22 protein-coding genes and 1 pseudogene are annotated in these 26,394 nt (G+C 68.3%); 5 read left to right on the top strand and 18 right to left on the bottom strand.

The genetic code is table 11. The annotated features are described in order from the left end of the window. Positions 1–161: 161 nt before the first annotated feature. Positions 162–581, bottom strand: a complete 420-nt coding sequence (locus AB0B91_RS48220; RefSeq protein ID WP_358336074.1) for a hypothetical protein — start codon at positions 579–581, stop codon at positions 162–164. An 86-nt stretch (positions 582–667) separates the two neighbouring features. On the opposite strand from AB0B91_RS48220, the gene AB0B91_RS48215 reads away from it, so the two are divergent. Next, the gene (locus AB0B91_RS48215; RefSeq protein WP_358336072.1) at positions 668–1,846 is read left to right on the top strand and encodes a phospholipase A2; all 1,179 of its coding nucleotides are present in this window, start codon (positions 668–670) and stop codon (positions 1,844–1,846) included. Positions 1,847–2,216: 370 nt separating this feature from the next. On the opposite strand, the gene AB0B91_RS48210 is transcribed toward AB0B91_RS48215, so the two are convergent. The 7 genes from AB0B91_RS48210 to AB0B91_RS48180 all read right to left on the bottom strand — a co-directional run bounded on the left by AB0B91_RS48210 (position 2,217) and on the right by AB0B91_RS48180 (position 9,479). Continuing rightward, on the bottom strand, positions 2,217–3,578 hold the full coding sequence (locus AB0B91_RS48210; RefSeq protein ID WP_358336069.1) for a lanthionine synthetase C family protein: 1,362 nt from the start codon (positions 3,576–3,578) through the stop codon (positions 2,217–2,219). Next, positions 3,550–4,761, bottom strand: a complete 1,212-nt coding sequence (locus tag AB0B91_RS48205; protein ID WP_358336066.1) for a cupin domain-containing protein — start codon at positions 4,759–4,761, stop codon at positions 3,550–3,552. Before AB0B91_RS48205 ends, AB0B91_RS48210 begins: the two co-directional genes overlap by 29 nt. Beyond that, the gene (locus AB0B91_RS48200; protein WP_358336063.1) at positions 4,758–6,029 is read right to left on the bottom strand and encodes a hypothetical protein; all 1,272 of its coding nucleotides are present in this window, start codon (positions 6,027–6,029) and stop codon (positions 4,758–4,760) included. The genes AB0B91_RS48205 and AB0B91_RS48200 overlap by 4 nt, the downstream gene beginning before the upstream one ends. Further along, on the bottom strand, positions 6,026–8,488 hold the full coding sequence (locus tag AB0B91_RS48195; protein ID WP_358336060.1) for a DUF4135 domain-containing protein: 2,463 nt from the start codon (positions 8,486–8,488) through the stop codon (positions 6,026–6,028). The genes AB0B91_RS48200 and AB0B91_RS48195 overlap by 4 nt, the downstream gene beginning before the upstream one ends. Before the next feature lie 80 nt (positions 8,489–8,568). Beyond that, positions 8,569–8,736 (bottom strand): hypothetical protein, encoded by a 168-nt coding sequence (locus tag AB0B91_RS48190; RefSeq protein ID WP_358336057.1) that lies wholly within the window; start codon positions 8,734–8,736, stop codon positions 8,569–8,571. A gap of 292 nt (positions 8,737–9,028) precedes the next feature. Continuing rightward, the gene (locus tag AB0B91_RS48185) at positions 9,029–9,301 is read right to left on the bottom strand and encodes a hypothetical protein (RefSeq protein ID WP_358336054.1); all 273 of its coding nucleotides are present in this window, start codon (positions 9,299–9,301) and stop codon (positions 9,029–9,031) included. Positions 9,302–9,317: 16 nt separating this feature from the next. Beyond that, on the bottom strand, positions 9,318–9,479 hold the full coding sequence (locus AB0B91_RS48180; protein WP_358336051.1) for a hypothetical protein: 162 nt from the start codon (positions 9,477–9,479) through the stop codon (positions 9,318–9,320). Positions 9,480–9,918: 439 nt separating this feature from the next. On the opposite strand from AB0B91_RS48180, the gene AB0B91_RS48175 reads away from it, so the two are divergent. Then, positions 9,919–10,380, top strand: coding sequence for a hypothetical protein (locus AB0B91_RS48175; RefSeq protein ID WP_358336048.1), 462 nt, complete (start codon positions 9,919–9,921; stop codon positions 10,378–10,380). 69 nt (positions 10,381–10,449) lie between these two features. On the opposite strand, the gene AB0B91_RS48170 is transcribed toward AB0B91_RS48175, so the two are convergent. The 3 genes from AB0B91_RS48170 to AB0B91_RS48160 form a co-directional block, all read right to left on the bottom strand. After that, positions 10,450–11,142, bottom strand: coding sequence for a hypothetical protein (locus AB0B91_RS48170; protein ID WP_358336046.1), 693 nt, complete (start codon positions 11,140–11,142; stop codon positions 10,450–10,452). Between the two features lie 180 nt (positions 11,143–11,322). After that, the gene (locus AB0B91_RS48165; RefSeq protein ID WP_358336043.1) at positions 11,323–11,556 is read right to left on the bottom strand and encodes a hypothetical protein; all 234 of its coding nucleotides are present in this window, start codon (positions 11,554–11,556) and stop codon (positions 11,323–11,325) included. Positions 11,557–11,728: 172 nt separating this feature from the next. Then, positions 11,729–12,283 carry a dihydrofolate reductase family protein gene (locus AB0B91_RS48160; protein ID WP_358336040.1) on the bottom strand — a complete coding sequence of 185 codons (555 nt, stop codon included), beginning with the start codon at positions 12,281–12,283 and terminating at the stop codon, positions 11,729–11,731. Positions 12,284–12,798: 515 nt separating this feature from the next. Between AB0B91_RS48160 and AB0B91_RS48155 the strand changes: the two are divergent. Continuing rightward, a pseudogene (locus AB0B91_RS48155) lies at positions 12,799–12,894 on the top strand (hypothetical protein); the annotation flags it as partial. Between the two features lie 47 nt (positions 12,895–12,941). Beyond that, on the top strand, positions 12,942–15,764 hold the full coding sequence (locus tag AB0B91_RS48150) for a BTAD domain-containing putative transcriptional regulator (RefSeq protein WP_358336037.1): 2,823 nt from the start codon (positions 12,942–12,944) through the stop codon (positions 15,762–15,764). 16 nt (positions 15,765–15,780) lie between these two features. Here AB0B91_RS48150 and AB0B91_RS48145 read toward each other — a convergent pair whose 3' ends face one another. Together AB0B91_RS48145 and AB0B91_RS48140 are read right to left on the bottom strand one after the other, a co-directional pair. Then, positions 15,781–16,335 (bottom strand): histidine kinase dimerization/phospho-acceptor domain-containing protein, encoded by a 555-nt coding sequence (locus AB0B91_RS48145; RefSeq protein ID WP_358336097.1) that lies wholly within the window; start codon positions 16,333–16,335, stop codon positions 15,781–15,783. A gap of 147 nt (positions 16,336–16,482) precedes the next feature. Then, positions 16,483–17,355, bottom strand: coding sequence for a peptidoglycan DD-metalloendopeptidase family protein (locus AB0B91_RS48140; RefSeq protein WP_358336034.1), 873 nt, complete (start codon positions 17,353–17,355; stop codon positions 16,483–16,485). A 1,163-nt stretch (positions 17,356–18,518) separates the two neighbouring features. Between AB0B91_RS48140 and AB0B91_RS48135 the strand changes: the two genes are divergently transcribed. Continuing rightward, the gene (locus AB0B91_RS48135; protein WP_358336031.1) at positions 18,519–19,832 is read left to right on the top strand and encodes an alginate lyase family protein; all 1,314 of its coding nucleotides are present in this window, start codon (positions 18,519–18,521) and stop codon (positions 19,830–19,832) included. A gap of 509 nt (positions 19,833–20,341) precedes the next feature. Here AB0B91_RS48135 and AB0B91_RS48130 read toward each other — a convergent pair. The 5 genes from AB0B91_RS48130 to AB0B91_RS48110 form a co-directional block, all read right to left on the bottom strand. After that, positions 20,342–22,333: a BTAD domain-containing putative transcriptional regulator gene (locus AB0B91_RS48130; protein ID WP_358336028.1), complete on the bottom strand. Its 1,992-nt coding sequence runs from the start codon at positions 22,331–22,333 to the stop codon at positions 20,342–20,344. 502 nt (positions 22,334–22,835) lie between these two features. Next, positions 22,836–23,525 carry a response regulator transcription factor gene (locus tag AB0B91_RS48125; RefSeq protein ID WP_358336025.1) on the bottom strand — a complete coding sequence of 230 codons (690 nt, stop codon included), beginning with the start codon at positions 23,523–23,525 and terminating at the stop codon, positions 22,836–22,838. Further along, entirely contained in the window at positions 23,495–24,616 is a 1,122-nt protein-coding gene (locus tag AB0B91_RS48120; protein ID WP_358336022.1) for a hypothetical protein, read from the bottom strand. The genes AB0B91_RS48125 and AB0B91_RS48120 overlap by 31 nt, the downstream gene beginning before the upstream one ends. Next, positions 24,609–25,736: an ATP-binding protein gene (locus AB0B91_RS48115; RefSeq protein ID WP_358336019.1), complete on the bottom strand. Its 1,128-nt coding sequence runs from the start codon at positions 25,734–25,736 to the stop codon at positions 24,609–24,611. The genes AB0B91_RS48120 and AB0B91_RS48115 overlap by 8 nt, the downstream gene beginning before the upstream one ends. Before the next feature lie 333 nt (positions 25,737–26,069). Then, positions 26,070–26,303: a hypothetical protein gene (locus tag AB0B91_RS48110; protein ID WP_358336016.1), complete on the bottom strand. Its 234-nt coding sequence runs from the start codon at positions 26,301–26,303 to the stop codon at positions 26,070–26,072. Between the last annotated feature and the right edge of the window lie 91 nt (positions 26,304–26,394).

Here is a 26,394-nt window from a genome sequence, read left to right as displayed (position 1 = left end):
CCCCGCCCGTTTCCAGACGAAGCCGCCAGCCTGCTACCGGGCCTCCTGGCAGCTACCCGGACCGGACTCCCACCGGCAAGCGACGACGAGCTTACAAACAGACGATCAGCCGCTACGTCACGGCTTCACCTCCGTTCTGCTGGGCGCACGAAAGATCGAGGCTAGATGCCACGGGTCTGGTACGTGCAGCCCGGGTCGGAGGAGGCGCTCGTGTCGAACCGGGCACCGAACCTCACGAACACCTTGTGCGGCTTCGGCCTGGTCACCCAGATGTTCCGCGAGCCCGTCTTGCCGCCCGTGTACTTGAAGGCTTTGAACACGATGTCCGGCTGGGCGTCCTGCATGAAGTAGAAGCGGACGGTGTTCTTGCTGCCGACATTGCCGGCGATCCGCCAGGACAGCTGATTGAACACGTGCTGTGTCCCGGACGTCCGGTAGCGGGTGGTGATCTCGATGCCGAAGTTGCCGTCCTTGCAGCGTGCGATGAGGTACTGGTCGGCGGATGCCATGGCGGGCGCCGCCGTGATCGATGTGGCCAGGCCCATGGCGGCGACGACAGCCACGTTACGCAGGATCTTCATGGTTCCCTCCCGTAGGTCGTGATCACCATTCTTGCCAGCGGCGGTATGTCGGAGGTATGTCGCACCCGCGTGCCATGCTGTGCCCGTTGAAGGTCGTCTTCGATGCCGAGCTATGGATCTGGGATGCTCGGCGGGCTGACAGCTGGACCTTCGTTATCTTGCCCGTCGAGGAATCCGCGGCGCTTCAGGACATGACCGGCGGGTCGCGGCGTGGGTTCGGTTCGCTGCGGGTGCGGGTCACGATCGGAGGGAGCGGCTGGAAGACCTCCGTCTTCCCGGGCAAGGGGCGCGGTTGCTACGCGCTGCCGATCAAGCGGACCGTACGCGAGGCCGAAGGGCTCGGCGCGGTTCTCCTCGGGGTGCGCCTCGGTGGAGCTCTCGCGTGCCGTCGACAGATCTTTCGACCCGCTCAAGACGGCCAGCCGGCTGCGCTGCTCGGCGGTCGCCGGGCGACCGCGATCGTGCAGCAGTTCAACCGTCCGCCGGTGGCGGCGGACCAGCAACCAACGCCGGCCTGGATGCGGGGAGGCGAAGGTGATCAGTGCCCAGCCGTAGAAGTGCCTTCCGTAGCGGCTCGACCGGCGACTCCAGACGTTGTCCCCATAATCACGAAATTTTGGGCTCTGGAAGGCCCACACCAGCGTCCCTCTCCCTCCCGGTATGTCGGCGGTATGTTTGCGGGTCGTCGCGCTCATGATCAGTTGTCCTGCCGCGTCACGTGCCGCCAATCTGATGGCCGACTCAACTCAGAGAAAGGGACGGCAGTGAAAAGGACGAGGATCATCGCGAGCGGGCTCGTGGGCACCGCGGCGGCGCTAACCCTGATCAGCGCTCCGGCAGTGGCGAACGCGGAGCCGAGTAAGGCGAAGAAGCTGGCCGTGGCAGTCCAGCTCACGTTGCCGACGGAGGACAGCTTCTGGGCGTGGGCAAAGTTCCGAGCGAACAGGAACAAGGACTCCGTCAAGCAGTACAACTTCAGCTGGAACAACGACGGTTGCACAGTGAAGGACGCGGGGAAAATACCGGGCGTCAAATCCTGGGCGAAGATCTTCGCGATCCCGTGCGTGCGACACGACTTCGGCTACCGCAACCTCAAGGATCTGGTCAGCACCAAGAGGTGGACCGATGTCTATCGCAAGGGCGTCGATCGGGCGCTCTTGCAGGACATGCTCAGGACGTGTAGCGGCATGAAGGCGCACCTGAAGCCAAGCTGCAATTCTGCGGCGGCGCAGTTTTACGCGGCTGTCCGGTGGAAGGGGAAGTAACGCCACCACCGCAGCTGGCTCGGCCGCACTGCCACCGACCCCGGCGCCTCGAGGAACGTCATCCTCGACACCCTCAACCTAGTGATCCAGTCGTGGATCGTGATCTTCATGCTTCGTGCACAGCTTCTCGTTTGTAGTGGCTGTCTCGGGCACGGGCTTGATGACGCCGTCGCCGGCGAGACCAGCCAACGACGAACGTGACACTGCGGATGGGCGCGGCGATCAGAAATGTGAACAGGCGCCGGATCTCGGCCATGGTCATCGCCACCAGGCCGGGTTCGGCATTGTGGTCGCTGCGTTCGCGGGCGGGACGGCTCAGCTTGACCGTCCCGCGACTGGAGCGAGAGCGCCCGGCGCCATTCCCGTGCTGTCAGTTCAACAGCAGGGCGCTGTCCCACGACGTCATCGGGATGTCCTCCATGGCGTACGTGTGGAGGGCGAGGGCGATGCCCGCGGCGCCTTCCAGGAAGCCGGGGCGGTCGAGGTCGCGTGCCGCGAGCGAGTGTCGGTACCGGAAACCGAACGGCGCCTGCGGGTCGTACCCGTCTATCACCCGTATCGCCAACTCGTCGGCGACGGCGTGGTAGCCCGGGTCGGCACTGTCGTGGGCCATGCGCAGCACGATCTGTAGCAGCCCCGCCCACCCGTGGCACAGAGCGGAGTCGTAAATCAGCTCGTCGCTCGCCGCGCTCAGCGCACCACGAAGGGCGGCATGCGCGTCGGCGCGCCAGTCCGCGCGGTCCAGCGCGGCGCCGGCCAGATACACGGCACGGGCCGTACCTGCGGCGCCGTAGCACCACGAGTCCCGCCCGCGTTCCGGCGGTTCCCCGCTCTCGATGTGTGCCAGCGAGATCAGGTGCGGCCAGCGAGGGCCGGCCTCGTCGGTCGTGCGCCAGCGGGACAGCAACGCCATGATCTGCTCGATGGCCTCGTCCTGACGCTCCACCCGCAATCCTGCCCGCCAGGCGACGGAGAGGAGCGCGAGCGGTCCGCAGACACCGTGTGCGAGACCGAAGTTGACGTGCTCGGCCAGACCGTGCTCGAGTCCTTCGGTGATCCACCACGCGGGCAGGCGGGTGCCGTGTCGCGCGATGTCGTCGGCGGTCGCCGCGGCCACCAGCGACTCGAGCACGTCGGTCAGGGCGAGCCCCGCTGCCTGCCGCGCTGCCGGCTCGGCGGCCGACTCGTACCGCGCCAGCAGGTAGCGGCCGATTCCGCCGGTGCCGCCGAGGACGTCGTAGCAGTTCCACGTGCCGACCGGCTCTCTGGCACGCAGCCGCTCCCGGTCGGCTCGAACGCGTTGCCGGACCTGGTCGGTGATGTGCCGGTCCAGTCCTTCCAGCATCGTGGCGTAGCCGCCGAATGCGGTGGCCGCGTTGTGCCCGGCCAGCGCGAGCGCCACCATGCCGTTGAACAGCGACTGCGGCAGCAACCGGATCCCGCGGCCGAGCGCCGCGGACAGGTGCGCGTGCGCTCGGTCGCGCAATTCCGGCACCTGCGCGGCCAGCTCCGCGAACAGCAGCGCGACTCCGGGGTGACCGTCGGAAAGCAGCAGTGGATCCCACACCGGTTGCGAGTTGCCCGGATAACGCATGAGGTTGTCGGGCGCGCCCGCGATCTCGGCCACCCGGTCCGGCTCTGCCAGCCGGTCCGCGATCTCGGCGACGATATCAGCGGCCGCCTGCTGGTGGGCCGGTACGTGGTCAGTCGGTGTCGACGCGGGTGACGGCACGGAAGCTCTCCAATTCCTGAAGCAGGTGGCGGACCTCACCGCGCTGCGGCACGGGCAGTTCACCGACGCGTACCACCTCGCCGCCGTTCAGCCGGTCCAGCACCGCGAGGGCTTTGGCGGTGGCCGCTCCGGACGAGACGTTGCCGTTCGCGGCGCATCCGCGGGCGCCGTCGCCGGGCGCGGCCAGCAGGGGAGCGCACCCGCGGACGGGGGTGTCGTCGTCGAGCGGGCGAAGCTCGGCGGGCCGCTGGGTCGGCCAGAACCCGCCCGCCGTTCTTACCCGCAGGGCCAGATCGGTGGCCCGAGTGGCGAACCAGTCCTGGCTCAGAAGCTCCATGAAGGCGTCCACGGAGTCGGCCAGGGCCGTGGGCAACTGACCGGCCAACTGCCCGCCCGGACCGGCATCCGGGGAGAACAACGGGGCCGACGCCGCCGGCACGGTGCCCCGGAACAGATCCTTGATCTCGTAGTACGGCCGGTGCTCGCGGCGGGGAATGCCCACGTTGACACTCGTCGCCGGTGCTTCGCCGGCGCTCTCCCCGACGTGGTAGTACCGCGACGGCCAGTACAGCAGATCTCCCGGCTCGACCTCTGCGACGAACGAGGAGGCCAGGTACGGCTGGTAGTCCAGCACCGTGTGCACCGGATCCGACCACGGGCGCTCGTCCCAGAACCGCATGCGCTTGGTGCCACGCACACAGAACATGAAGGTGGCGAAGCGATCCTGGTGCACGCCGACGGGGCTGTGCTCGTAGGAGCCGTGGAACATCGTGGAGCCCGCGGTGTGCGTCGGCTGGCCGACCCGCTCCCAGAGACCGGCGTAGAACCGCTGCGCGCGCGTCCACAGAGGGTGGGAGAAGGAGTGGAAGCGGTGCACCACGAGGGCGTAACGCTGCCCCCGCAACCGGTCGGACACGCGCCGCTCGTAGCCGCCGAGCGAGCGGTCCGACAGCTCCGGCAGGTATTCGCCCGGCCGTGTCTGCTGCCGCCGCTCCACGAGGATTTGCACATTTCCCGGCACGGCGAGCGGATGTGGCGGCCGACTGCCGAGCACAGCGGCCTCGAACACCTCCGCCTCGGCGAACGGCACGTCGCCGATCTGCTTGTACAGCACGGGTTTCCGGTCCCAGTACCCCTCTACGAAGACGTCCCAGTCGAACGACTTCTCGATCGTCAGCGTCATCGCGTGGGCACCTCGTTCATCTCGACCACCTCTATGCCGCGCAGCCGGTACAGTCTGTTCAGCAACGCGAGCACGTTCTCGTCGTCATCAGCGACGCCGATGGCGCGGCACACCTCGGCAACGCTCGTCTCCTCGCCGTCGCGAAGCGCGGCGAACACTCGGTCACTCGCGGCTCTCGGCAGGGTGAAAACGTTCCCGTTGATCGCCCACACCTCGTGTCCGGGCCCGTGAGGCATCCGGACGATCTCGCCCGAGCGGTAGATCCGGCTCCGCGGCGTCATCGGGACGCCGTCGCGCGGCACCGGAATCGGTTCGAGACCGGCCGCGGAACGCAGCGCCGCCCAGCGGACCCGCAGTATCCTGCGCAGTTGCTCGCCGTCCGCGACCGTGCGCAGCTCGTCGCCGAGCGCGGACAGATGAGGCAGCACCCCGCCCTGTCCGTCGACGCGGGAGCCGGGGCCGAACGGGAAGTACGGCACGGTCTCGTCGTTGCCCTGCTGGCCGTGCACCAGGTCGGCGAGCAAATCCCGCAACTCGGTGAACGGCAGCCGCCGGTCGGTCGGAATCCGCAGGCGCAGCGCCACGCACCGCTCGTGGTAGGTGTCCACGTGCCGCTGGTCGCCCGGCCAGTACAGCAACTCCCCGGCATCGGCGCTCACGGCTCGCACACCGTCCAGGTCCCGGTCCGGGTCGGCGATCGCAACCGGTGGGGAACCGCGGCGCTCGTCCCACAGCCGTACGCCCATCCGCCCGCGCAGCACCCAGGTCAGCGCAGCGTGAGTCGGCGCCTCGGTCGCGCCGACGTGCTGGGTGAACCGGTCGCCGATTAGCACCTCGGCGACGACCGGGAGGTTCGGCCAGCCGACCGCCTGCCACAGCCCGCGGATCGCGTCGCGTACCGCGGACCACAGCGTGTAGTCCAGGAGCAACGGCTGCCGGACGGTGAGCAAGTAACCCTGCCCGGACAGGTCGGCGTCCAGCCGGTCGAGGTAGTCGTCCAGGGTTCGGTCGGTGGTGTCCGGCAGCCGTTCGCCCGGCGCGCGCAGCCAGCCGTCGCCGGCCAGGAACCGGACGTCGGGCATCACTCCGAACCGGGTGCCGGCGCGGAACGGGGCGCACGACTGAACGGTCAGAGCGTGGATCTGGTCGAGGCCGACCGGCGGCCGTACACACAGCCGGGCGGGCTGCCTCGCCCAGTACCGCTGCCCGAACAGCGCCCAGTCGACGTTGCCAGACGCCTGTGACACCTCGTGGATCAGTGTGGTCATGATGCTTCCTTCCCCGTCAGGGGGAACCGCTGCCGGATCCGGTCCGTGTAGTCCGCCAGCGGCTCCATGCCCATCGCGGCGCGTCGGTGGTCCACGTCGTCCGGCTCCTCGATCGGGCACGGCACCAGCGTTCCGGCCACGGGCTCGAACTTCGTGCCGTACACCTGAGGGAGTCCGTCGGCGAGGCGCAACTCGTCGGTCAGGTACGCGACCTCCCGCCATGGGAGATCGCCGCCCGCTGCCGCCTGCCGCATCAGCTCGAGGCAGTGCCGGCGAAAGTCCAGGTGCCCTCTCGTGTGCTGCACGAGGCGACTCGCCGCGGCGGCCGCCGCGGCACCGACCATCGTGTGCCCCGGCCACCCATGGTCGGTCACGACCTTGGACAGCCAGGCGATGCTGGCGTCGGTCAGGGTCCGCAAGCGGCACTCGGCGGTGCCATCGACCATGCCGCCGTCCGCCCACGGCATCCGGATGGCACCGTCGAGCCGGTCCAGCCGCAGCAGCCGGCGCCGGACCTCACCGGCCGGCGCCGGCTCGACCGGGACCTCCGGCGCGTCCACCGCGTCGATGCGCAGGCGTACCTTCTCTCGGTTCCAGATGTAGGTGACCCGCCTGCCAACCTCCGGCCAGTCGAAGCCGACCTGGCCCTCGGCAGGACTCTGCAGGTGCAGCCGGACGCCCAGCGACTCGTCCGTGACGACGTGCTCTGTCACATCGTCGAACACGTGCTCCACCGCGTCCCGAAGTGCCACTCCGAGACCGGCCAGCTCCAGGTTCGCGCCGTTGAGCAGCTCCGGCAGCGGGGGCCAGCCGCCTTCGGGCTCCGGCCGGGCCGCGACCGCAGCCGTCGCGAACGAGGCCGTCTCGAACGGCCGCGGCGGCGGCTCGATCCGCAGCACCGGGCCACCGTCGAGCGAACGAACGAAGTAGGGCACGTCCATACGCCGGAGCTGGTCGAGTTCCGCCCGGTCGAAGTGGACGTCCGGCTCGGCGGGCACCGGTGCGGCGCCGCCGCCGGACAGCCATCGCGGCACCAGCGCGTCGAAGTACCGGTACGTGGGTTGCCGCAGCACCCGGACGTAGTGGCCGGAGGCGGCGGTCGACAGGAACTGCCGGATGGCCGGCCGCTGCCGGCACATCAGGGTCCAGGCGTCGAACATGCCACGCAGCATGGCCGGCAGGTAGTGGCCGTACCCGGCCCTTCCTTCGGTGTCCGCGACGACGGTCCTGGTCTCTTCCCTGGTGTAGGACCGCCGGCGGCGGTACAGGCGCAGCGCCCCCGTCGTCTCCGCACGCCAGCACACCACCGGGCCCTCGGCGCTGCACCATCGCGGGGTGCTCTCGAAGCCGACGTGGTGCTGGTCGACCTCGGCGGTCCGGTCGTGCAGCAGACCCGTGTCGTAGAGCCGGGAAACCCGGCAGAAGTAGATCTCCAGATCGATCGGATACAGCAGCGGTTCATGCTCGCCGGGCCTGGTCCCGGTCACCACGTTGCTGCCGATCATGTCGGTGATCCCGAATGCGAACGTCGCGGCGGCCAGCGAGCCGGTCCGGTGCCAGAACCGCGCCGCCTCCTGCGGGGACAACCGGGTGCCGGTCAGCCGCCACTCCCCGGACGTGCGGATCGGTCCCCACTGCGCCGGCGGCTCGATCCATTCCTGCCACAGGTAACCAGGGCCGGCACCGGACCAGCACGAAAGCACCGGCAGCCGGACCTCACCGGACGCCGCGGGCGCGTCGTTGAGCATTTCGAACACCGACGCCGGCGAGCCGGCTCCTCCTTGCGCGGTGAACAGCAGTTCACCGGACGCCGGACGCGGTTTGTACGCGACCCGGCCACCACCTGCGCAGTCCAGCCGTAACACCCGTTGCCGGCCGTTGTGGGTTTCCTCACCATGTGCCCACAAACCGAGGACGGGTCCCTGAAAGGCCGGTTCCTCGGGCCAGCAGACGCGCATGTCCCGCAGTAACCGGTCGAGGAAGAGCGTCAGAAATGCCTGGCAACGCTCCGCCCACTCCGCCACCCGGTCGCGGGCGTAATGCGCTCGTCCGGTCGCGCACGCCACGAACGCCTCGGACACCACCGGTCCGAAGAGGTCTGCGTTGGTAACATCCAGCACTCCACCGGCTATGACCGTCGAATATTGCCGCGTGGCGCGAACACACCAGTCGTCCAGCCGTTCCAGCATCGCCAGCAGCGGCGTGAACCGCTGGTCCGCGAGCGCGTGCGCGAGCATCCGTGCGTCCGCCGCGCCACCGAGCAACCGGTCGAGCTTGACCGTGCCTTCAGGGCCAGCGGTGACGACAGGGGGGAATAGCCCCCCCGCCGTGCCTTCGCGGACCGCGCCGATCAATCGCCGTGCCACCGGCGGAAGTACGGCGGAAACGTCCTCATCGGCGTCGCCGGTCGGGGTGCAGGTCTCCCAGAGCGGCTCGACGTCCGCTGACGCATCCAGCAAAACTTCCCTCCCAACTCGTTGCTGCGGAGCGCAAGGCACAGCCGGGTGGTGCCGCCGTCAGCGGCACCACCCGGCATGTGTCAACAGCAGTAGATGCCTGCGCAGGTGCCGCAAGCGGTGCCGCTGCCCGAGTTCGTCGGTGATGCGAGCGGCGGAATCTCCAGTTCCAGATCGCCGATCACCAGGTCGAACACTTCATCGGTGGTCTGCTCCGACCAGACCACGGTCTTCTCGTTGACAGCCTGCATGAGTACCCCTTCTCTCGCAGTGGGTGACAACTGCTCCTGCCGAATTACCAGCGGAACGAAAGTCACGCTAGAGACGGGCGGTATGTCGCCGGTATGTCCATAAACGAGTTCACCCGCGCCACCAATATCCCCGTCTACTTCTGTGATGAGCCGGCCAGTCCCTGGCAGTGCGGCTCCAACGAGAACGGTCCAGGGCTCAGCTGGTTCCAGCTATGCGGAGGAGGGTCTGTCCACCTAACTAACTGCTCTGTCTCTCTTTCGGCTCTGTCTCTCTTTCGGTGGTGACGGAGCGTCAGGCCAGGAGGATGCGGTGGCGGAGCGGGGCGAAGCTGGACCTGGCTGTGCCGCCCCGGTAGTCGGTGGCGACCACGTAGTACGTACCCGGCTCGCAGGGCAGTCGCAGGGCGATGCGGCTCTTCCTGGTGGCGCCGCTCTTGACGACCGGATCGGCGCCGGGGACGGCGCGCTTGACCTGGATGCGCAGCAGTGCCGGGCGCACACAGCCACGGCGGGCGGCCGACGTCCGGATCCTGAGCGCGGAGATGTCCGGCCTGAGCACGCTCACGCGGCACTCGTCCGATTCAGGGGTCGACCGGGGTCGGCTCCCCGGTCTGTGTCGGCGTCGAGGCCGGTGCGGTCACTTCGGGCACCGCTCCCGCCGCTCCACCTGGCGGCTGGTCGGCGGACGGGGTGCAGGCGGCGAGGCTGGCGACGGCGGCGAGTACCCCCAGGGGTCTGCGCATGGGTTCCTCCGGTGGCGGGAGAGGCTGGTGGTCCCGCATTCTGTCGCCCCGTTACGGACTTGTCGCGCAAAACGGGACATTTCACCCTGTGATTAATGTCAACCAAGCGCCCGAGAGGCCTCCAGGGCGACGCGGCGGCGTCCTGCGTACGAGGTGGTGCAAGACGGCGGTCGCGTTCCACGCCACTCCGCACACCTCATCGACAGGACGGCGAACTCGAAGCGGGCTGACCTGTGGGGCTCAAGAACTCGAATCACGGTAAGTGGCCGCGAGCCTTCAGAGATATCTGGCCGCTCCACCAGGGCTGGGGGGTTCGACCCACGACTTGCTGTGGACATACCACTGCTATACCGCCGGTGTTTAGCATTCTTCGCGGTGCTCTGATCACAGGCGGAGCACCGCGAAGTTCTCGTTAACTGACAGACAAGGATCGAATTTCATGCGGAAGCTCTCCCCCTCGAAGATGCTTGCCACTGTTGTCGGGGTCTCTGCGGCCTTCGCCGTACTGACGCCGGCCACGACCGCCACGGCCTCCACCACCACCGCCTCCTCGAGCGTCTCTTCGGCCGGCTGCAAGGACAAGTGGAGCAAGCTGAACACGAAGGACGGCTTCGTCAGCTACGTCCTGAACCTCTGCAGCAACGGCTACGGCGAGGCGCGCGGGAGCGTGACGGACACCAAGAGCGACGCCTGGACGACCGTGGTCGAGGTCTCCTTCAAGAAGAGCAACGGCAACGAAATTTACGGCGAGTACAAGGAGGCCGGCCGGAACAAGGGCCACAAGAACTTCACATGGTCCACGACCCGCACCAACCTCGACCGGATTACGATCAGGGCCAAGCGCTGCCTCCCGGGCACGATCGTGTGCAACAACACCAAGACCTACACGCTCTACCCCTGATCTGAGGCGTGGCAGTCGGGTCGCCAATGGTTGTCAGTTTCGGCGAGAGATGGCCGAGAGCTTTCGGAGTTATCGGGCCGCGCGTACCTTCGTGCAGCCGAGTCGCCGCCGCAACCGCCGCAGTAAATAGGTCCTGCGGGAGTCGCGCCGCCGCGCCGAGGCGGGCGCCCCCCGGTCGAAGCTGCGCACCAGCAAGCACGCCAGGGCCACCAGCAGCGCCGTGGCCACCGCCTGGTGGGAGAACTGGGCCTCGAGGAAGTAGAACTGCGGGCTCGCGGCGTATAGCAGCACGGCGAGCCCGCCCGCTGTGCCGGAGCCAGCGCCGCGTCGCACCAGCGTGAACAGCGCCATGACCAGCACCGATCGCGCCAGCAGAACCACCAGGATCTGCGCGCCGACCAGCGGCAGCCCGGTCAGCCAGTGCACGCCGGTGGTGGCCAGCTCTAGGCCGGGGTAGAACGACGACACCGCCAGCAGGTCGTTGCCGGCGAAGAACTCGTCCCTCTCGACGAGGTCGAGCAGCGTGCTGAGGTGGAACGACTCCTCGGTGCGGGTGGCCATCAGCGGGTTGCTGAACAACCATGAGAAGTAGAGCAGGTGGGCGAAGGCCAGCGACAGCAGCAGCCGAGCCCGGTCGGAGGCGTGTGACTGCACCATCGTCCACGCTAAGGTGCCGATGATCACGATCAGCCCGCTGGTCCACAACAGCAGCGACCTGGCGGGCGCCTGCTGCCAGCCCTGCACGTAGCCCAGCGCCTGCATCGCCAGCCCGACAGTCGCGGCGGCCAGGGCGATCAGCAGCGGCCGAACGCGGGTGGTGACCTGCCCGGCGGCGGGTGCCTCGTCGGGGGCGTCAGCGTCGCGGTGGCGGCGTGCAAGGCATCGGGGCCGGTCTCGGTGGTCTCGATGGACGGCGCGGAGTCATCGACCGCGCGCCAGCGGTCAAAAGGGGCCCACCGGCCTCGTCGGATGGTTGCTCGGGGTCGGGGTGGCTCTTGTCGGCGAGGGCCGCGGTGCCCGCCGCTCCCGCGGCGCCCCCGAGGCCGACCGCGCCGAGCACGCGGCTCCAATGTCGACCACCTCGCTGACTGCGGAGCGGGCGGCGGCCTCGTCGACGAGGTTCTTGCCGGAGGCGAACGCGGCGACCAGGGACCGCAGCGCGAGGTTGATCATCACGACCAGTCACGTCGGCATCAACAAAGCGCACATGTTCGCGCGAACCTGTGCAAGGTGGTGCCGAAGGGTCGCGGGTTCAGTGATGCGGGCGCCACTTCGTTTGGGATCGCGCACGGGCGTACGGCCGCTGGCGCCTCGTGGGTACGCCCGCGCGGGGTCCGCCCCTGGTCGGTCAGGACCGTACATAGCGTCGGAACATGGTTCCGGAGGCGAAGGAACGGTGTTCGACCAGGCGCAGCCGCAGTTCTTTTCCCACGGGCAGGTACGGCTTGCCGCCCCCGACGATCACGGGGAACGCGTATACCCAGAACTCGTCGATCAGGTCCAGCAGGGAGGTGGCCAGCTCGGGGCCGCCGAGCTGGAGGGTGCCGTCGATCTCCTGCTTGAGGCGCGTCACCACGGACACGGCGTCCTTGCGACGGACGATCGTCACTCCTGCGGGGACGGTCTGGAGGGTGTCGGAGAAGACGTACCGCGGCGTCTCCTTGTAGAACTGGGCGAACTCCCGCTCGACGGCCGGGGCGCCTTCCTTGCCGAGGTCCTGCGTCCAGGGCTTTTCCATCGCCTCATACAGCCGCCGCCCGAACAGGAACGCCGCGGTCCGGCGCACATGGTCGTTCGCCGCCTGGCGAAAGTCCTCGGCCGGGTCCATGAAGTCCATGCCACCGTCGGGATCCTCGATGTAGCCGTCGATCGAGGTGTTCATCCAGTAGATGACCTTGCCCATGAAACTCCTCCTTGGTCGTAGCGGTCGTCCAGAGTGGAGACCCGATGGAGCGCCGGAACTCATCGCAGGCAGGGCGCCAAACTGTGCTTTTCCGGATGGACCAGGGCCGTAGGGGTGCCGGACGGCCAGGCCGCTCAGTACCGATTCCAGGCCGAAGGCGAAGCGGCCTTCCAGGATGTCGGTGTCGTCGTGGCCGCTCGCCGTCGCCCAGGGTCCAGATGTGGTCGGCGGTCAGCTCCAGAACCCCCGGCCAGCCGGGGGGCGAGAGCACTCCCGCCGTCACCGACGGGCGGGAGCGGATGTAGCTCGAGCAGCCGTTCCTTGGCCAGGGTGTAGTCAGCGCTCTGGACCGCCGCCTGCACCGGCGCAAGCCCCTCCGTACGCCCGTATGCCAGCCGTGGCTGAACCGTCCACCTCCCATCGCTCCACACATCGAAGAAAGCCGCGTCCGAAGCGGCCCGCGCACCTGACACCAGGAGGGAAGCGACAAGGATGAGTACGGTACAGCGAAGAGTCACGACACGGCGACAGCGTGCCAACACGCGGTATGTTCCGGATGTATTCGTCATCTGCCGCTCAGGAGATCGCGGAAGAGGCCCTCCAGCGGGTAACGGTCATGACCGATTAAACTCTGGTCCTGCCTACGGAGGGCTGTGCGATGGGACTGGGGATCAAGATCTTGGGGCCGTGGGAGCTGACGGCAGGCGGCGACGTGCTGCCGCTGACCGGCAGCCGGCGGATCGGCCTGCTGGCCCGGCTGGCGTTGAGCGCCGGCTGGGTGGTCACCACTGACCAGCTCCTCACCGATGTGTGGGGGGAGAGCCGGGCGGCGACGGCGCCGAAGCAGCTCCACATCGTGGTGTCGAAGCTTCGCGAGTTCCTTGCGCCCTGGGCGCTCGACGAGGTCATCGTAACCGCGCCGGGTGGATATTGCCTGGACGTGCCACCTGAACACGTCGATGCTCACCTGTTCATGCGGCTGGTGCGCGAAGCGCGCGCCGGCCGGGCCAGGGGAGAGATCGTTACGGCGGACAGGTCGTTCCGGCAGGCTCTGGCCCTGTGGCGGGGAGAGGCCCTGGCGGGCATGTCGGCGGAGTGGGCCCAGATCGAGGCCACCCGCCTGACGGAGGAACGTCTCACCGCTCTGGAGGATCACGTCGATCTGCGGATGGAGGCGGGCGATCACCACGCGGTGATACCGGATCTGAGCGTCCGCATCGAGGCGCACCCGCTGCGGGAGAGGCCGCATGCGCAGCTGATGCTGGCGCTGTATCGCGCTGGACGGTCGTCGGAAGCGCTCGCGGTCTACCAGGAGACTCGCCGCGTCATGATCCAGGAGCTCGGCATCGAGCCGGGTACCGTGCTGCGCCGGCTCCAGCAGGCGGTGCTCGCTCGCGACCCCGTCCTCGATCTGACCGCTCCGGTGCAGGACGCCACGCTCGGCGACGCCGTCGCCCCGACCGAGCTGCCCGCCGACACCCGCGCCTTCACCGCCCGCGATGTCGAGCTCGCTTGGCTCGACAAAGCGCTCACCGACTCGGGGGCCGGCACGCCGGCGATCGTCGCCATCGGCGGTCCCGGCGGGATCGGCAAATCCGCGCTGGCCGTACACCTGGCGCACGCCGTCGCCGACCGCTACACCGACGGCGTTCTCTACATCGACCTGCACGGCGCCACCGAGGGCCTCCGGCCTCTATCGCCGATCGAGGCGCTCGGCCAGCTTTTGCGCTCGCTCGGCCTGGACGGCTCTGCCGTACCGACCACGGTCGACGAGGCCGCGGCCCGCTACCGATCCCTCACGTCGGCACGGAACGTGCTGATCATCCTCGACAACGCCCTCGACACCCGCCAGGTCCGCCCGCTCATTCCCGCCGGGTCGGGGTGTGCGGTCGTCATCACGAGCCGGCAGGTTCTCACCTCGGTCGACGGGGCGAGCCATCTGAACCTGCCCGGGCTCGACCCGTCCGACTCCACCGCGCTGCTGGCCCGGATCGCCGGTCCCGGCCGGGTGCACGCCGAGGCGGAGGCCGCAGGGCGGATCATCCGGCTCTGCGGGGGCCTGCCCCTCGCCCTCCGCATCGCGGCGGCACGTCTGGCCGCCCGCCCCGACTGGACGCTGTCCTACCTCGCCGACAGGCTCGCCGACGCCACCCGCCGCCTGGACACGCTGGAGTATGCCGACCTGGCCGTCCGCGCCGGCATCGCCGTCAGCCTCCATCACCTCAAGGAGGAGCCCGCCGGCCAGGACGCCGCCCACCTGTTCGCCCTGCTCGGCCTCCTCGACACGCCCACCCACACCCCAGCAGCCACCGCCGCTCTCGCTGATCGGCCCGAGCGCACGGTGGAGGCCGCGCTGGACCGCCTCCTGGATGCCCGGCTGCTCGAATCGGCGGGGCTGGGCCGCTACCGGATGCACGACCTCGTCCGCCTCTACGCCCGCGAACAAGCGGACGACATCGTCCAGGAGAGCGATCGGGTGGCCGTCACCCGCCGCGCGTTGCACCACTACCTCGCCACAGCCAGGACGGCCAGCCTTCTGCTCAACCCCACCCCCCACGTCAGAAACCTTCGCGCCGACCAGCCGGGCCTTCGCCTGGACACACCGCAGGAGGCGATCGACTGGATCGAGCTGGAGCGCGACAACCTCATCGCCGTCGCCCGGCAGGCCGCCACCCGCACCGACGATCCCGGCACGGTTGAAGGCCTCGCCACCAGTCTCAACGGACCCTTCAGCCACAGAGGCTGGGTCGCTGATCTGGCCGAGATCCATCACCGCGCCCTGCACGTGGCCGTCCAGACTGGTGACTGGGCGGGCCAAGCCCGCAGGCACAACCAGTTGGGCTGCATCCACAAGAACCAAGGTCGCTTCGAGCCTGCGGTCGAGCAGTTCGAGCGTGCCCTCGTGTGCTGGGATCGAGCAGGTCTGCCCCTGCGTAAGGCGGGCACCCTCCACAACCTCGGCACGACCTACGGCAAGCTGGGGCGGTTCGACGACGCGCTTGCCACCCAGGACGAGGCGACAGCGACAGCGACAGCGAGCGGCCTGCGCCACTCCCAAGCGTTCATACTCAACGGCCGGGCCGCGGTGCTGATCAGAATGGGCCGGCTGGACGACGCGATCGACGCGGGCCGAAAAAGCCTGGAGATCTGGGCGGAGTTCGACAATCCCCACGGCGAGGGAGCGACGACCGACACGCTGGCCAATGCCTACCGACGCGCCGGCAGACTCGTCGAGGCCGAGGCCGGATACAGGAGGGCGGCCTACCTCAACCACAAGGCCGGTCACCGCGCGGTGGAGGCCATTTCCCTGTGGGGACTCGGCGACACCCTGCACGATCTCGGACGGCAGGAAGAGGCACGGAAGTACTGGCACCAGTCAGCTCGGATTCTGTGTGACGTCCATCTCCTCACCGAGGAGGAGCTGGAGGTCCTGCTCGCCCAGGACCTCCCTCAGCCTCCCGACCCCGTCAAGCACTTCTAGCGTGGGAGCGCGTTGATCAGATCGGTGATCGCCCTGTAGACGACCTGCTCGGAGAGGAACCTGCTCTTCGACTTGTCCATGTAATCGCGTGTGGGCTGAACCGGAACCACGACATACGGTGGCCGGCCACGCTGTGGCGAGCGTGAGGGCTGCATCTGTGCGGCGTCTCCTGGACCAGCGCCTCCAATGCCAGGGGTTTGTGCTGCAGCGTGAACGCGGTTGCGTCGGCGGAGGCGAGGGTTTCCAGGTCGGCGATGAGCCGGCCGAGCCGCAAGGTCTCTTCGTGTAGTGAGGCGATGGTCTGGGTGGTCGGTTCGGCGATCTGGTCCTGGATGGCCTCGATCTGGCTGCGCAGGATTGCGAGCGGGGTGCGTAGTTCGTGGGCAACATCGGCGGCGAACAGGCGGCGCAGCTCGTCTCCCTTCTCCACCCTGTCGGCCATGGCGTTGAACGCCCTGGCCAGGCGGCCGATCTCGTCCCGGGAGGCGACGGTCGCGCGTCGGCCACGGTGACCCGCCGCTAGGGCTGGCCCGGACTCGTCAACTGCTAGCGCGCCCCCTCTTCGCGCCAGCTCTCGATCAGGGTCCGATACCCCCGGCTTCCGACAGGGGCATCGTCACGCTCATGCGAGGGCGCGCCGTCTTGGGATGGAAGAACGCAAAACCTGCGCCACACCGTGCTAGGCAGCAGATTGTCCTCCAGCACCCTCGCACCCAGACTAGAAGGAGGGGGCCCAGCCGGGGCCGATGGCGTTGGCGGCGCCGAAGGTGTTGCTGCCTTTGCCGTTCCAGACGTAGAGGGTGCCGTCATTGGTGGCGGCGATGTCGCTGTGGCCGTCGTTGTTGACGTCGCCGAGAGACATCAGGGTGTCGTCGTAGGGTCCCCATCCGGGCCCGACTTCGATGGCGCCGGTGAAGGTGTTGGATCCCTTGCCGTTCCAGATGTTCAGCGTTCCGGTGGCGGCCGAGAAGATGTCGCCGACGCCATCAGCGTCGAAATCCGCGCCGGACAGAGCTGAAGAGCAGCCGTTACGGCTTTCGACGTTGCGCCATTCGCCACCGGGGGCGGGGCCGTACGCCTTGCCGTCGAACCTGGCCGTGACCCACTCGGCGCCCTCGAAGCCCCAGGAGGCGGAGCCGTCGCCGTCGGCGTCGTAGCCCTGCTCGTAGTGCAGGTGCGGAGTTCCGTTGGACGTCGGACCGGTGTGACCGACCCTGCCGATGGTCTGTCCCCGCGTGACCCTGGTGCCGACGTCCACAGCACGGGACTGCAGGTGGATGTAGGTGGTGAAGTGCCCGCCACCGTGGTCGATCTGGATCATGTTGCCGGCCTTGCTGTGGTACTCGGACCGGTTCACCGTGCCGGCGGCCGGGGCGACCAGCAGCGAGCCCTCGGTTTCCGATTGCGGCTCGCGGACCATGTCCAGGGCAGGGGCGTGCGTGGAGTCGTAGGTGTTCAGCCGCCACTTCTGCCCGCAGGGAAGGGCAGCTGGAAGTCCGGTGCGGCTGCGGCAGGGGCGGAGGTGGCCATCAGGCCGCCTGCCGCGACCGTGACCACCACGGCCATGCTCGCGAGGCGACTGGTGAGACATAATCTCTTCTTCATGTGGTCCCTTTCTCAGGAGGGTCCTGACGTGGGGCGCCGATTCGTATTCGGGCATGCCTGTCACCGGAGGAGTCGGAGACGGTGACTCAGCGTCGGTGAAATGGACTCTTCCTGCGGTGGGTGTTCGCGCGGGAATGCTCGGGATCGGCACCGGGTGCGAGCGTAAGTTGTGACGGTATGTACGTGGTATGTCGCGGCCACTTGCAGTGGCAGCCGATGGGCATCGACGGGGCCGGAGCGACCCATGACCTGCTGGAAGATCTACAAGGGCTGAACACCACCCGGCGGACGGTTCGGTACTTGGTCGGCTGGAAGATGCCGAGGCCGACGAGATCGCGATCGCCCGGCTACCCGCCTTGGCCTGGAGCGCGTCGATCGGCCAGGACGGCACCGTCCAGGACGAGTGCGATGTCGCGGAGCTGACCGGTCTGTCCACCCGGGGCGGATGGCCCGAGCGGCAGCGGCTGCTCATGCGCCGCAGCCATGGGAGGTTTTTGGTTTTCGGTCAGACCAATGCGAATAAGGCTTTCGTCATGTAGGTCGCCACTGGCCCGACGATCGCTTTCGGCCGGCGACCGCACGCGCGATTCTCTATGTCTGGCCAGCCCTCACATATACCCGCTCCCCCCGCGGACGTCTTGAGGTTAAGCGGCGTGGTGGTATTCGCTGATCATGCCTGCGACGACGGATCTTCAGCAGATGGATCGCAGGTCGTTGAGGTAGCCGTCCATCCTGAGGAGTAGGTCAAGCTGGAGCGCCCAGAGGCGAAGCCGAGGACGAACGAGCCGTGGGAGGGCGGGTTCGATCCCCGTCACCCGCTCTCAACGCGAAAGACCAGGTCGAAGTGGAATCCGAGACCTGGGCTTTGATCTTGCTAAGGCCCTGTGTTCGCTGTCGTGCCAGAACAATTGTTCTTGCCTACCTAGCCAACCGGCTCCAGCACTCCCGCTTCGCCGTTGATCCCCCTGTCAGGACCAGCATGCCCGCCTCGCCCTCGTCACCGTCTGGCCGAAATCCTGAACCCGCGAGGTGCCCAGCCGTGGGTCCGGTATGCGGCGGGTATATCGGGCCTATGTTCACGGCATGAACGCCTTGACTGGCTGAGCCGGCGGCTGACGGAATGGGCGTCCTCGTCTTGGAAGGAAGCCCGTGCGTCTCGCTCGTCCTCTTGCCGCCACCATGCTCGTGGTCGCCGCCTTATCCGTCCCGCAGCCTGCACAGGCTGCCGTGTTCAAGCATCCTGGCGTCCTGGTCAGCCGCGCTCAGCTCGACTTCGTCAGAGCCAACCTCGGCAACGAGCCGTGGAAGTCTGCCTGGAACGCCCTGCAAGGCAGTTCCTATGCCTCGCTGTCCTATACGGCCAAGCCCCGCGCCGTCGTGGAGTGCGGCCCGTCGTCGAATCCCGACAACGGCTGCTCGGACGAACGCAAGGACGCCATGGCGGCCTACACGCATGCCCTGCGGTGGTACCTCACCAAGGACTCCCGCTACGCGAAGAAGGCGATCCAGATCATGGACGCCTGGTCAGCCGTGATCACTAAACACACCGGGAGCAACGCGCCGCTGCAGACCGGCTGGGCGGGCGCCAGCTTCTCCCGCGCCGCCGAGCTCATCAAGCACACCTACACCGGCTGGACTCAGGCCGGCCGGTTCGCCGGCAAGCTGCGCACCGTGTATCTCCCGACCGTGATCGCCGGAAGCCCCAACCACAACGGCAACTGGGAACTGATCATGACGGATGCCGCCATCGGTATCGCCGTGCACCTGGACGACCGTGCCTCCTTCGACCGAGCGGTCACAACCTGGCGCGGCAGGCTGCCCGCCTACATCTACCTCGCGACGGACGGCTCGCTGCCCAAGGCACCACCGGGCAGCACGTACAACACCAAAGCCGAGATCATCGACTACTGGCACGGGCAGACCAAGTTCGTAGACGGCCTGACCCAGGAGACCTGCCGCGACTTCTGGCACACCGGATGGGGCCTCGCCGCCATCTCCCACGTCGCGGAGACGGCCAGCCACCAGGGCGTGGACCTGTACGCCACGGCCAAGCACCGGCTGCGATACGCGATGGACTTCCACGCTCGACTGCAACTGGGCGGGACGGCGCCGTCCTGGCTGTGCGGCGGAAAGGTCACCAAGGACCTCGGGGACCACTTCGAGGTCGGCTACAACGCGCTGCACCAACGTCTCGGATACGACGACATTCCCTACGCCAAGCAGTGGGTCGAGCAGAACCGCCCCGCCGGGGTGTCCCACTTCCTGGGCTGGGAGACCCTCACCCACGCGCAGAACCCGCACTACGCCGAAATGGGTGCATCGGCCACGTCGGACTTCAATGCCGACGGCGTGGGCGACCTCTTCTCCGCCGCCACCGGAACGCTGACCATCTGGAACGGCGAAGGCGGCAACAAGTTCGGCCCGGCCACCGCGATCGGCTCCGGCTGGACACCGTACTTCTGAGGGCCTCCGGCCCGGATGAGGAGCACAGCGCGATCCCACACCGCCTTGCGGCGGCGCGCCGCCATACCCAACGAACACGCCGACCGCTGGCCCGTCGCCGCATCAGCAAGAGCCATGGGCGCACGAACGATCAAGGCTGAGAGCGGTCCTGTAGGGCCGTGTACATGGCCCTACGCTGAGGCGAGGAAACCATCTGTTAGGCGTTCGTGGCCTTGTGAGCCTCCCCAATGTGGGGCTTGATCGTAGACGAGAACAGCCACAGACCGGAGTGCCCTCAGGCCGGATGGTCTTCATCGCGTGTCCGGAGGGAACTGCGGAGACTCTGGGACGCTTTGGCGTTCTGACGCTGGCCGGCACGGAGGTCTCCTCCCATCTGAACCCCGGGAGCCTCAGGATGAGACGGCGACCGCGGTGCGGATGAAGGCGGTGAGGTCGGCTCGGGCGGTGGTGGCGCCCACCTTGTCGGTGGCGCCGATGGAGATGGGGGCGGCCGGTGGCGAGCTGGTCGGTCAGCCGGGTCGGGCGCACCGAAGTGCAGTGCAGGTCGCTGGTCGTGAGGAGTTCCTCCATGCGGGCCATGTCGGCGTATGTGCGCCACATGACGCGCTGCAGCAGGCGCGCGGCGAGAGGTGTGCCGGAACCGGCGTTGGCGGGTGATGGAACGCGCGGCGGGTGGCGGTGATGCGCACAGGTTCAGGCATGTGATGGGCGGCCTGCTCGCGGGCATAGAGGCGGATCAGGTCGTGCATCCGGTAGCGGCCGGGCCCGGCGGATTCGATAAGGCGGACGTCCAAGAGACGGTTGAGCGCGGCTTCCGCGCGGTATTCCGGCCAGTCGGTGAGAGCGGACGCGGCAGCCGCCGTGTGGGTGGAGGTTTCCAGGAGGCCGAGCAAGAAGAATGCGTGGGCGGCGTCGTGACCTGCAGGCTCATTTGGAAGGTGCTGGAGGCTGACCGCGATGCTGTCCCGCATCGACAGGTCGGCGTGTTGGAGGGCATCGAGGCGGCGGCCTGGGTTGGCGAGCTGATCGGCCAGATGGGACAGCTTGCGCTCGGGGCGAGCAGCCAGGCGTGCCGCCGAGATGCGGAGCGCGAGGGGAAGGCCGCTACATTGCCGTACGATCTGGCGTGCCGCTTCCGGCTCGGAACAGACTCGGCCGGGATCCGCGAGGCGGGCGAACAGCGCGGCCGCGTCGGCGTGGTCGAGCCCAGTCAGGTGCAGATGGCTCGGCATATCGAGTGAAGCCATGATCTGGCGGCTGGTAATGATGACCGCGCACGCGGGCCCGGTGGGAATGAGAGGCCGGACCTGGCTCGCGTCGAACGCGTCGTCGAGGATGACCAGCAGGTTGCGCGTCGAGGTAAGGGAGCGGTATCGGGCGACGGCCTCGTCCAGGGTGGGCGGTATAGCGGCGCCGTCGAGCCCGAGTGAGCGCAGCAGCCGGCTCAGAGCCTCGACCGGCGGCAGCGGCTGGAGCCCGGCGGTGGCGGCGCGCAGATCGACGTAGAGAACGCCGTCAGCGAAGTGATCGGCGATGGCGTGCGCGGCGTGGACGGCCAGCGCGGATTTGCCGATCCCGCCGGGGCCATGTATCGCAGCGACGGCTGGCGATCCGCGCCCGGTGTCGGTGAGCGTCTTGTGCAGCCAGGCGATTTCGGTGGCGCGCGCGGTGAACGTCCGGGTGCCGGCGGGGAGTTCGGCCGGGATGACGGGCTCGGTGAGCGTGGTTCGCTGCGCCGGGGAGGTGAGGTCGAGTGCGGGATCTCGCCGGAGCACCGCCTGCTGCAGCCGACGCAACACCGCTCCTGGTTCGATGCCCAGCTCATCGACCATGACGCGGCGAGTCTCCTGGTACACCGCGAGGGCTTCGGACGATCGGGAGGCCCGGTACAGCGCCAGCATCAGCTGGGCGCGAGGGCGTTCCCGCAGCGGGTGGGCCTCGGCGTGGGCCATGAGCGCCGGTACCACCGCGTGATGATCACCGGCCGCCAGACGGAGGTTGATATGGTCTTCCAGTGCGGTCAGGTGCTCCTCTTGCAGGCGGGCGGACTCGACCTGGGCCCATGAGGCGGTCATGTCGGGCAGCGCGTTACCCCGCCACAGAGCCAGAGCCCGCTGGAACAGTGCGTCCGCCCTCGCGATCTCGCCCTGGGCCCATGTGGCACGTGCCTGGTGGGCCAGGAGCGTGAACAGGTGGGCGTCGATGCGCTCGCACGCGAGATTCAGCTGGTAGCCGCCGGAGACGGTCGTGATGATGTCGTCGTCTTGGTGCGGTGAGAGTAAGCTGCGCAGCTTCGACACTACGATGTGCAGTTGTTTGTTTGCCGTCGTCGCTGTGCTCTGGCCCCATACTTGGGTAAGGAGTTCCTCCGCGGGGACCGGCTGCCCAGCGCTCAGTGCCAGCCTGGTCAAGACCCCAACCCGCCGTTCACCGGTTACCTTCACCGGCTCACCGTTCGCTGTGGCCTCCCATGGCCCCAGGAATTTGATCTCCAGTCCCATCAGGGCTCTCCCTGTCTTCTTGGATAGCCGACATGAAGGGAAGGACACATCTGCTGGTAGGCGCAGGACAGCCGGCTCGTGCCGACGGCTCTCCTGCCCGGTGACTCGACGCAGGGCGCGAAAGCCTCAAGCGCCACGCCTCGATCCCGACGATCGTGCTGTCCACCGCGGCTGGATGGACGGCTCCGGCTGGAACGGCGTCATCGCCCGGCGGTGGCGCTGTCTCTCATCAACGCCACCGCCGACCCCCCGTCGAGGTGCCGGTGTCCGTCTCCGCGTTCGACATCGACCAGAACTAGTCGATCACTTCGCACACGAATCCTCACCTGTGCGAGCAACCGTGAACGCGCCCGTCGCGAAGATCAACGGCAAGGCAGGAACCTTCCCCCATTACTTTCACATCCATCCCCGCTGCCCCGTCGCAGAGGGTATCCGCGCGGCTGCGCCGCGACTGATCATTACTCTACGAAGGCACAGGGCGGGCCGGTGTCCGGTGAACGCCCTACATCGGGGTCACCGTTTGGTTGAGCTCGGCGAGCGTGATGAGTCCGTCATCGAGGGCCCTGCCGACGAGTTCGCTCTTGGTACGGGCGGCCCGTCCCACGTTGGCGTACTTCACCCGCACCCGCGCGATATAGGTGTCAACGGTCTTGACAGTAATGTTGAGCTTCGCGGCGACGAGTTCCTTGGACGAGGACACGAACCACGCCCGCAGCACCTCGGTTTCGCGCTGGGACAGGCGCGGCCGGCCGGGGTCGTCATCGGCGATGAGCGCCCCGGACAGCGACGGAGGGGTGTAGGGCTCGCCCAGCGCGGCCGCCCGGATGGCGGGTACCAGGTGGTCAGGTCCCTCACGCTTGGTCAGGTAGGCGAGCGCGCCGAGGTCTACGCATTTGATCGCGGTCGCATCGTCGGTGTGCTGGGAATACACGATCACGCGCCTGTCGCTGTCGACCAGCCTGCGAAGCTCGCCGAAGTCCGGTCTGCGCGGCACCAACTCCAAATCGAAGATCACCACGTCGGCGACGGCACCGGGTCCGGTCCATATATCAGCGAGCCGGTCCCCGGCATCGATGAGATTGATCGGCGGCACGGCTTCGGAGCACCAAGAGCGCACGCCTGCGGCGATGGCCGCATGATCATCTATGATCACCGCAGTGATCAGCTCGTCCGCTGCCGAATCGGCTGCCATCGGGCCTCCATCCAGACCATATCGTCGGTGTTCAACGCTTCGACCCGTACGCCGGGTGTCACCGGGCTCGGCACGTTCACCTCACCGCAGTTCGCGACCACGCTGACCGATACCAGGTCCGCACTCCCCACGACGGTGACCCGTGCCCGGGAGGCGGCGGTGGCGAGCACGATGAGCACCGCCTCGGTCAGATCGCGCCGAACGGCCACGGGCGGCGTCGGCCACTGGCCGCGTGCGTCCAGTTCCACCACGACGCCCTTGCGGTCCGCCACGTCGATACAGTGGCGCAGCTCGTGCAACAGGGGATTCGCGACAGTGTCGCCCTCGGCGAACAGCCTCCGCATCCGGGCCGCCTCGATGGCGCACCGCCGCTGGACCACCGGGTCCTCGGGGCGGAGCGAGCCGTCCGCAAGCCCCTCCAGCAGCGGGACCGTGGTCGCCGACAGCTCGGCGAACCGCTGCTGCCTGCGGCGGTGGGACTCCGCGGCGACGGCCTCGGCGACACGCAGCTGCTCGATCTCCCTGCGGGAGGCCGCCGCCGCCGCGCTGAGACCGCGCAGGACGGCCGCCACCACGGCCAAACACAGAGGGAAGCCGATCACGGTCACCGAGCCGGTGGCGAGCCGAGCCAGTGCCTGCCGGCTGGGGTCATCGAGCAGGACCAGGTTGAGCAGGGCAGCGAGCTCATGGGCCAGCAGGAACGACGCTGCGGTCCGCAGCGGACGGTCGAGCAGCACGACGATGCCCACCCAGTTGGCAGCACCGAAAATCCAATCCACGGTGGTCGATGTGCGCCCTTCCGGCAGGGTCGCATACGACAGAGCAGACGCACCGAGCACAATGGCGATGGCGGGCCCGCGCAGCCGGCTCCACGAACGCCCTCGAACGAGCAGCGTGGCCTCACCGGCGAGCACTGCTCCCAGTGCCGCGAAGGCGGCCAGCTGCGTGAGTGGTGACTCATGGGTGTCCAAGTGGTGCAGCAAGTTGGCCAGTCCGAGCCCGAACACGATCGCCGTGGCAACGAGCAGCGCCGCGATCCGCAGGCCGTGCCTCAGCTGCGCGCGCGTCACCTCTTCGAGGGTGTCACTCATGGCCGCCATGCCATTCCAGCCGTACGAGGGTGCCTTCGCCTTCGGCGGAGGTGATCGTGGCCGTGCCGCCGAGGCGGCTCATCCTGCCGCGCACGGACTCGCGTATGCCGCGGCGGGTGGCCAGCACGTCCGTCGGCGAAAATCCCTTCCCCTGGTCGGCGATGTCGAGTCGCAGCGTCCGCGCGTCCCCGCGCAGCCGGACGGTCGCGCGCGTCGTGCCCGCGTGGCGGCGTACGTTGGTGAGGGTTTCCCGCGCCGCGTCGGCGATAGCCCTGGCGACGTCGAACGGAAGCCGCAGCTGCGCAGGGGCGTCGAACTCCACGGTCAGATGCGTGGCATCGAGGTCGGCGCGCAGCAGATCGACGAGGTCGGCGTGCTGCGGTGCCCGCTCGTTGTCGGAGCGCAGCCTGTCCAGATCGCGGCGTGCCTGCGGTGCCAGCCAGTCCGCGTCCGAACGCACCTGCCCGATGCCGACCATCAGCAGGGTCGTCGCCGCCGTGTCGTGTAATGCGTTGGCGAGCTCGCGTTCCTCGGCACGAACTGCCGCGGCCACCAGCGACTCGCCGCGCGCCCGCACGGCCTCGGCCGCCATTCGGTCGGCCCGTTTCGCGGCGCGCTGGACGAGCGCCCAAGCCGCTCTGGACAGCGCGGCCGCCGGCACCATCCACACTGTCCCTCCGATCAGGCTCGCGTCCACGTCCGCCGCTCCCGCCGCGGTGAGGAGGACCGCCGCCCCGCCCCCGGCCGCCAGCGCCGCCGCGCCGCCCGCCAAGGGCGCAGTGTGCCACTGGCACGTCACACAGGCGAAGGTGACGAGGAGCCGCAGCCACCCGGTGTTCGTGTCCTCAACGGCGCCGGTCCAGAAGACGCTCGCGAACAGCCCCAGCAGGACGACCACGTCCAGAGCCACCGGCAGGCTTCTCCGGCCCGCGCGCAGCCACCACGCGTATCCGCAGGTCCAGGCGGCCGCGACGCCGACCACGTACGCGGTACTCGTCAAGTGCTCGGGAGGGGCGCGGAACAGGGCGATCCCGCAGATCGGAACCAGCGTCGCCAGACGCACTGCGGCCGCATACCGGCGGCCGAAGCGCACCAGCAGCCGCGCCGCTTCCCCAGCCACCCGTCACCTCCCAACTCACCCGCTCGCGACCTCGTTGTGACGCAGCCTAACGAGTCGCCCTGTCCATCCAAGAATGTCGGTGATTGCCGCGACCGACGCTGAGCCGAAGGGAGAAGTCCTCGGAGCTTCAGCCGTGATCATGTGACTGGCTCTTCGAGCCGGATCAGATCGATGCGACGTCGAGGGTGCCCTGGTAGGTCCGCTCACGTCTGTTGAAGCGGGTGGCCACGGCAGGTGCTGGCGAAGCTTGTTGACGCAGCGCTCGACGGTGTTGTGCTCCTTGTATCGATTCCACCTCGTGGTGATGGCTCAAGCCGAAGGTCGGATCGTCGATCAGGAACCGCCAGGTGCCGTCGGGCTCTTGGCTTCGCGCCGGTACACCAGCTCGAAGGACTCCCGGTACTTCTTGGTGCCGTCCACGCCGAGGGTGACCAACGCAGGGTCGAGGTCGGCGACGATGCCGTGCACGGTCCAGAAGCCCGGCACCGGCCAGCCGCGTGCCTTGGCGACGCTCTCGGCCTGCCGGTGGATCGTTGCCGCGCTGGGGCGAGGCTTTGCGCAGGGCAAGCCCCTCGACGAACGCCACCAGCTCGTCCGGGAAGCGGCGTAGGCCCTTGTCGCTGCGGCTGGCACGAGCCAAGCCGTCCAGGCCGGCGCG

Source organism: Nonomuraea sp. NPDC049141 (assembly GCF_040648415.1).
Taxonomy (GTDB): Bacteria; Actinomycetota; Actinomycetes; order Streptosporangiales; family Streptosporangiaceae; genus Nonomuraea.
The sequence above is the reverse complement of the archived record's forward strand: the minus strand, read 5'-3'. Positions and strand labels throughout refer to the sequence as shown.